The sequence below is a fragment of the uncultured Ralstonia sp. genome (assembly GCA_913056305.1).
Lineage (GTDB): Bacteria > Pseudomonadota > Gammaproteobacteria > Burkholderiales > Burkholderiaceae > Ralstonia.
Map to the genome: position 1 here is coordinate 1 of CAJXMR010000237.1, position 6,804 is coordinate 6,804.

Genomic DNA, 6,804 nt, shown 5'->3' on the forward strand with positions numbered 1-6,804 from the left:
GCAGACGATCAAATTGGCGCGCGAGGCGATGTCGGCATCGGCCGGCCAGGCGCCTTGCGTGACGGCCACGCGCAGGCTCTGCTTGAGCGACGCCTCGATGCGGTCCATGCACTGCGCCATGCGCTCGGGCAGGCGTTCGTCCTCACCGACCAGCGCATCGCCCACCAGCACCCGCGTCATGCCCGGGTTCTTGTCGGCAAACGACAGCAGCATGTGGGCGATGGCGTGGGCCTGGCGCAGGCCGTGCTCCTCGCGCAGGGTGATCTGGTTGATGAGACCGAACACCGTCTGCTCGATGAATTCGATCAGCCCCTCGAACATCTGCGCCTTGCTGGCGAAGTGGCGGTACAGCGCCGCTTCGGACACGTCCAGCTTGGCGGCCAGCCCGGCGGTGGTGATTTTCTCGCCACGCGGCTGCTCGAGCATGCCGGCCAGCGTCTGCAGGATCTGCACGCGGCGCTCGCCCGGGCGGGGGCGTTTGCGTGCGGGTGCGGCGGGTGCTTCGGCAATCGGCTGGAGTTCAGCCGGCACAAAGCCTGTCTGCGCGTTGCTCATGTTTGATTGGGCCCCTCTCCCATTCATGACGCATGAAACACGATCAAGAGGGTTCTGGCGGTCCGGCGCTGCCTTGCCGTACTGCTTGTACTGTCTGCGGCAGCGCCAAACCACCAGAACCGCTACGCTCCCTCTTGATCGCGTTTCAGCCGCGTCGAACGAGCCTTCGTTGTAGTTGAAGCACCGATTTTACTTTCACGCTCACGTAGCCGGGCCGGTTGGCGAACAAAATCGGCGCGGCGGGTTGCCGTTGTGGCGAATTTGCACGCGCGGCGAGCGCGGCGGCCTGGGCCGGGTGCAGCGCGTCGGCGTTGGCCGGGGTGGCCGTGCCGGGCGGCTTGCGCAGCAGGTAGCCGGTCACCCACACCGTGCCGATCCCCAGGCGCCGGTAGCGCTTCAGGTGCGAGAGCGTATCTTCCACCAGGATGGCGCGCGATGGCGCAATGCGCTCGCGCGCCAGCAGCCGGCGCAGCATCAGTGGATCGGGTTTGGGGCGCAGGCGCCGGTGCACCCACATGTGCTCGACCGCGATCTCGCGCGAGAACGCGCGCTTCAGGCCGATGAGCCGCACCACCGCGCGCGCGTAGGCGGCCGGGGCGTTGGTCAGCAGGATCTTGCGCCCGGGCAGGGCGCGCAGCAGCTGGGCCAGGCCGCGCTCGGCGCGCACCATGGCGCGCAGGTCGTCAAACGTGTGGGCCTGGGCGAGGAAGTCGGCGGGGTCCACGCCATGGTGGCGGACCATGCCGAGGAGGGTGGCGCCATAGCGCCGCCAATAGTCCACCCGCACCTGGCTGGCGGTGGCTTCATCCGTGCCGAGCACGCGCGCCACATAGGCCGTCATCAGCCGGTTGATCTGCGGAAAGATCGCGTGCGAGGCGTGGTGGAGGGTGTTGTCGAGGTCGAACAGCCAGACCGGCTGTTGCTTGGGCGCTCCGGACAACGGGGGCGCCGCCACCTCGCGCGGCCAGGCGTGCGCGCGGCGCGCCCGAGCCACCCGGGTGTTACGCATCAATGCGAGCGGATCATGGTGCCGAACGCCTGTTCGGTCAGGATTTCCAGCAGCAGCGAGTGCTCGATGCGGCCATCGACGATGTGCACCGAGTTCACGCCGCTCTTGGCCGCATCCAGCGCGGACGAGATCTTCGGCAGCATGCCGCCCGAGATGGTGCCGTCGGCAAACAGCTCGTCGATCTCGCGCGCCGACAGGTCGGTCAGCAGGTTGCCCTGCTTGTCCATCACGCCGGGGATGTTGGTCATCATGACCAGCTTCTCGGCCTTGAGGATCTCGGCCATCTTGCCGGCGACCACGTCGGCGTTGATGTTGTAGGCCTGGCCTTCATCAGAGAAGCCGATCGGCGAGATGACCGGGATGAAGGCGTCGTCCTGCAGCGCCTTGACCACCGCCGGGTTGATCGTCTCGATATCGCCCACGAAGCCGATGTCGATGAATTCGCCCGGCTTCTCGCGGTCCGGCATCTTCAGCTTCTTGGCGCGGATCAGGCCGCCGTCCTTGCCGGTCAGGCCGACCGCCTGGCCGCCGTACTGGTTGATCAGCATGACGATGTCCTGCTGGACTTCGCCGCCGAGCACCCATTCGACCACTTCCATGGTCTCTTCGTCGGTCACGCGCATGCCCTGGATGAAGGTGCCTTGCTTGCCGACCTTCTTCAGGGCTTCGTCGATCTGCGGGCCGCCGCCGTGCACCACCACCGGGTTCATGCCGACCAGCTTGAGCAGGATCACGTCGCGCGCAAAGCCGTGCTTGAGCTTCTCTTCCGTCATGGCGTTGCCGCCGTACTTGATGACGATGGTCTTGCCGTGGAACTTGCGGATGTAGGGCAAGGCCTGCGCGAGAATTTCGGCCTTGACCGGCGGCGCAATGTGCGCGAGTTCAGGGTCGAGGCCAGCAGGGTCGGGGGCAGCAGCAACAGAAGCGGTCATGACGGTGACATCCGGTTTGGGCGGGGTATGATGGAGCGCCGAATGTCGCGTGCTACACAAAAACGAAGCAGCCCATTTTCGGCAGGCGCGATTTTACAAGAAAAGCCGGCATGGTCTGATGGCACATCGTGTGTGTCCGACACAATCGTTGCCGGCAGAAAACACCCCCACCCGACATGGCCATCGCCCCAGACGAACTCAACGCGCTGCGCCCGCACCTGCTGCGCTTCGCGCAACTGCAGCTGCGCGATACGGCGCTGGCCGAAGACACGGTCGCCGACACCCTCCTGGCGGTGCTGGAGCACCCGGAGCGCTTTGCCGGCAACGCCTCGCTCAAGACCTATGTGATCGGCATCCTCAAGCACAAGATCATCGATGCGATCCGCTCGGGGCGGCGCGAAGTGCGCGTCTCGATGCTTGCCGGCGGTGACTCCGATGAATCCGACCTGCGCTCGGATGAGGCCGTGTTCGACAGCCTGTTTGCGGCGGATGGCCACTACCTGACGCCGCCGTCGGATTGGGGCAGCCCGGATGCGGCGCTGTCGCGGCGCGAGTTCTTCGACATCCTGCAAATGTGCGTCGACCGCCTGCCGCCGCGCGTCGGGCGCGTCTTCATGATGCGCGAGTGGCTGGAGCTGGAGACGGACGAAATCTGTCAGGAACTGGAGATCACCGCGACCAATGCTTGGGCGCTGCTCTACCGTGCCCGCATGCGCCTGCGCGAGTGCCTGGACCTGCACTGGTTCGGCAACCAGCCTGCTGCCGCATAAATCGCATCACCGAGAACGCATCATGCCGAACCGCTGGGGATTGCCCACCTGCCACGAAGCCCACCGCATGCTGGTGTCCGGAATGGACCGCGACCTGTCCACCGGGGAGCGCCTGCGCCTGCGCGCGCACCTATTTGCCTGCGACGCGTGTACGCGGTTCTCGCACCAGATGGGGTTCCTGCGCCAGGCGATGCATCGGCTGGCGCAGGACGATGACGCGGGAGGCGGGCGTCCGTGAGCGTGTCGGGCGAAGCGTTGACTGCCAACACCGTCTGCGCGGTGTGCGGGGCAGCGTTGCGCTGCGGCGCCATCGGCAATGGCATGCAGCCGGACGCAACCTGCTGGTGCATGGCGGAGGACAACCTGCCCGCCAGTGCGCGGCGGCCCGGGCAGGGCTGCCGCTGCCAGCGCTGCCTGCGTGAGGCGATTGCGCAGGCGCAGGCGCAGGCGGAAACCGCCCGCTGACTCTTCAATCCTTGCTGTCGTCGTCCAGCGTGCGCAGCGCGCGGCGGATGTCGGCCCCGCCCCGCTGGCGTTCGGCGTGGCCGCCTTCGGTGTGGGCGCCGGCCTTGCGGCCGCGCGCCAGTGGCACCAGGACGTTGCGCGGGCGCGCGGTGCCGGCCCGGGTGGACGGCTCGATGCGGAAGGTCAGTTTCTGGCGGGTGCCCAGGGTCTTGTTAGCCATGATCGATGAGGTTCATCGGCCAGGGACCGGTGACGCGCACCCGCCGCAGGCCATCACTGTTTGTGTTCGCCGCCATGGTCGTGATTCATGGCGGGCATGTTGCCGGCCGTCAGGTCGCGTACCTTGGCCTCGACCTTCTGCTCGACGACGCGCTTGTTGGCCAGCTCCACCTTGAGCGTGATGGGCACGGTGGTGTCCTTGGCCAGCGGCTGCTTCAGGTCCATCAGCATCAGGTGGTAGCTGCCCGGCTTGAGCTGCACGGCCTGGCCCTTGGGCAGGTCCAGCGCGGGCACGGCGCGCATGTGCATCACGTTGCCGTCCATCTTCATCTCGTGGATCTCGGCCGTGCCCGCCACTGGCGTGGACACGCCCACCAGCTTGGCGCCGTCGGCGGCCTGTAGCGTCATGAAGGCGCCGGTAGCGGTCTGGCCCGGCACGGTGCCGCGCACCCAGGCGTCTTGCACCGTCACTTGCGCAAGGGCTGCGGCGCTGGCGAACACGCCGGCGGCCAGCACGGCCAGGCGCAGGGAAGAACGGATCGCGTGAGACTTCGTCATGAGGGGGCTCCTATCGGGGACAAACGTGCTGCGCATTAAAGCACAGCACTTCGCGCAAGATATGTTCGGTGCACAATTGTGCGGCTGATTGACGCATTGCGCAGCGGAAGCTGGCGCATCGCGCGCGTTTACACTTGTCGCCCATGCTCTCGACCCTGTCCTTCACCGCCCCGCCGCTGGATACGTCCAGTCTACGTCGCCTGTTCTGGCTGCGATGGATCCTGCTGGCCACGCAGCTGATCCTGATGCTGCTGGCGCCGCCGGTGTTCGGCGTGCAGCTGCCGGTGCTGCCGCTCTTGACGGTGATGGGTCTGCACGCGCTGTTCAACCTGCTCACGGGCTGGCGCGTGCGCCGCGCGCGGCCGGTGCAGCATATCGAGATCACCATCCAGCTGATGGTGGACCTGACCGCGCTGTCCGCGCTGCTGTATTTCACCGGCGGCGCCACCAACCCGTTCGTCTCGTTCTACCTGCCCGCGCTGGCGATTGCCGCGGCCATGTTGCCGATCGCGCATGTGGTGGGCCTGACGCTGTACGCGCTGGCCGCCTACAGCATGATGCTCGGCAACTACATCCCGCTGAACCTGCTCAACCAGGCCGATGCGGTGCCGTACCACCTGGCCGGCATGTGGATCGACTTCGTCGCCAGCAGCGCGATGATCGCCGGCTTTACCGCGCGCCTGTCGGCTGCGCTGCGTGCGCGCGAATCCGAACTGGCCGAGGCGCGCGAGAGTCTGCTGCGCGAAGAGCGCATCGAGGCGCTGGTCGCGCAGGGCGCGAGCGTGGCGCACGAGATGGGCACGCCGCTGTCGACCGTGGCCGTGATTGCCGGCGAGCTGCAGCACGACGCGCGCCAGCCCGATTCGCCGCTGGCGCCCTACCGCGAAGACCTGCGCGCCATCGAACAGCAGCTCGAGCTGTGCCGCACCGCGCTGGCGCGCCTGCAGCGCAAGCCGTCGGACGGCGCGCCGGAGCCGCTCGCGCACTGGCTGCCGGCATACACGCAGACGTGGCAGCTGCGCCATCCTGACATCCGCCTGCACACGGAAACCTCGCCGGCGGCGCAGGCGGTGGCACTGGATGCCGTCACCGTCGGGCAGATCCTCACCATCCTGCTCGACAACGCCGCGCGCAGCCAGCAGCAGGCCAAGCGCGATCGCGTGCCGATCCGGCTGGAGGCGCGCATCGATGCCCAGCCCGACCCCATGCGCGGGACCGGCCCGCAGATCGTGCTGCGCGTGATCGACACCGGCCTCGGGCTACCCGACGATCTGCGCACCTCGCTCGGTCGCACACCCGTGCCGAGCAAGCACGGCGGCCACGGTATCGGCGTGTACCTGGCGGCGACCACCGCGCGCCGGCTGGGCGGCACCGTCGAGCTGCGCGCGAACCCGCCGCAGGGGGCGATCGCCGAACTTCGCCTGCCGGTTGGCGGTCCGAACGAACAACTTGCCGCGCCCATCATCGGCGCGCCCACCCTCTTCACTTAGACTGCGCAGACCGCTTCACAGCGGCGGCCCGGAGCACACCATGCAGCAACCCGCCCCTTTCCTGATCCTCGACGACGACGACGTCTTTGCACAGACCCTGGCGCGCGCTCTCACGCGCCGCGGCTTCGCCCCGCAGATCGCCCACACCGGCGGTGAAGCGCTGGCCCTGGCGCGCCAGGCGCGCTTCGCCTACGTGACCGTCGACCTGCACTTGGCCGCCAGCGACAAGGGCTTGATGCCCCATGGCGGCACGGACTCCGGCCTGCACTGGATTGCCCCCCTGCGCCAGGCGTTGCCCGACGCGCGCATGCTGATCCTGACCGGCTACGCCAGCATCGCCACCGCCGTGCAGGCCGTGAAGCTCGGCGCCGATGAGTATCTCGCCAAGCCGGCCAACGTCGACTCGATCCTGCTCGCGCTGCAGGTGGGCGTGTCGGAAGCGGTGGCCGAGCAGACCATGGAGAACCCGGCGCCGCTGTCGGTGGCGCGGCTGGAGTGGGAGCACATCCAGCGCGTGCTGGCCGAGCACGGCGGCAATATCTCCGCCACCGCGCGGGCGCTGAACATGCATCGACGCACGCTGCAGCGCAAGCTGGGCAAGCGGCCGGTCGCCAAGTAAACGACAACGGCCACCGCCAAAGACAACGGGCCGCATCGCTGCCGATGCGGCCCGTTTTTCTTGTGTCGGCTGCGCTTGGAACCTGTTCACGATCCGTAGCGAGCGGCCCGAGGTTGGTCCGAGAAGCGCCGCCGTACATGGGTACGGCGAGCATCGCAGGGCCAAGATCGGGCCGCGCAGTAGGATC

The 6,804-nt window shown here is 67.8% G+C and carries 10 protein-coding genes; 5 read left to right on the top strand and 5 right to left on the bottom strand.

Annotated features, from left to right (window positions below; translation table 11 throughout):
* The 3 genes from slmA to argB form a co-directional block, all read right to left on the bottom strand.
* On the bottom strand, positions 1-555 hold a 555-nt coding region (gene slmA, locus QZ609_RS22915), incomplete at its 3' end, for a nucleoid occlusion factor SlmA (RefSeq protein WP_295499815.1).
* Between the two features lie 145 nt (positions 556-700).
* Positions 701-1,564: a pyrimidine 5'-nucleotidase gene (locus QZ609_RS22920; RefSeq protein ID WP_295499816.1), complete on the bottom strand. Its 864-nt coding sequence runs from the start codon at positions 1,562-1,564 to the stop codon at positions 701-703.
* Positions 1,564-2,496, bottom strand: coding sequence for an acetylglutamate kinase (argB, locus tag QZ609_RS22925; RefSeq protein WP_124382632.1), 933 nt, complete (start codon positions 2,494-2,496; stop codon positions 1,564-1,566). Before argB ends, QZ609_RS22920 begins: the two co-directional genes overlap by 1 nt.
* A 176-nt stretch (positions 2,497-2,672) precedes the next feature.
* Between argB and QZ609_RS22930 the strand changes: the two genes are divergently transcribed.
* From QZ609_RS22930 to QZ609_RS22940, 3 genes are read left to right on the top strand one after another with little or no spacing between them, the layout of a single operon-like run.
* Positions 2,673-3,266, top strand: a complete 594-nt coding sequence (locus QZ609_RS22930) for a sigma-70 family RNA polymerase sigma factor (protein ID WP_295499820.1) — start codon at positions 2,673-2,675, stop codon at positions 3,264-3,266.
* Between the two features lie 22 nt (positions 3,267-3,288).
* Positions 3,289-3,504, top strand: a complete 216-nt coding sequence (locus tag QZ609_RS22935; RefSeq protein ID WP_295499822.1) for a zf-HC2 domain-containing protein — start codon at positions 3,289-3,291, stop codon at positions 3,502-3,504.
* Positions 3,501-3,731 (top strand): cysteine-rich CWC family protein, encoded by a 231-nt coding sequence (locus tag QZ609_RS22940; RefSeq protein WP_295499824.1) that lies wholly within the window; start codon positions 3,501-3,503, stop codon positions 3,729-3,731. Before QZ609_RS22935 ends, QZ609_RS22940 begins: the two co-directional genes overlap by 4 nt.
* 4 nt (positions 3,732-3,735) lie before the next feature.
* On the opposite strand, the gene QZ609_RS22945 is transcribed toward QZ609_RS22940, so the two are convergent.
* Together QZ609_RS22945 and QZ609_RS22950 are read right to left on the bottom strand one after the other, a co-directional pair.
* Positions 3,736-3,951, bottom strand: coding sequence for a hypothetical protein (locus QZ609_RS22945; RefSeq protein WP_295499826.1), 216 nt, complete (start codon positions 3,949-3,951; stop codon positions 3,736-3,738).
* A 53-nt stretch (positions 3,952-4,004) separates the two neighbouring features.
* Positions 4,005-4,508, bottom strand: a complete 504-nt coding sequence (locus QZ609_RS22950) for a copper chaperone PCu(A)C (protein WP_295499827.1) — start codon at positions 4,506-4,508, stop codon at positions 4,005-4,007.
* 143 nt (positions 4,509-4,651) lie between these two features.
* On the opposite strand from QZ609_RS22950, the gene QZ609_RS22955 reads away from it, so the two are divergent.
* Both QZ609_RS22955 and QZ609_RS22960 read left to right on the top strand, forming a co-directional pair.
* Positions 4,652-5,998: an ATP-binding protein gene (locus QZ609_RS22955; protein ID WP_295499829.1), complete on the top strand. Its 1,347-nt coding sequence runs from the start codon at positions 4,652-4,654 to the stop codon at positions 5,996-5,998.
* 40 nt (positions 5,999-6,038) lie between these two features.
* Positions 6,039-6,617, top strand: a complete 579-nt coding sequence (locus QZ609_RS22960) for a response regulator transcription factor (RefSeq protein WP_295499831.1) — start codon at positions 6,039-6,041, stop codon at positions 6,615-6,617.
* The last annotated feature ends 187 nt before the right edge of the window (positions 6,618-6,804 follow it).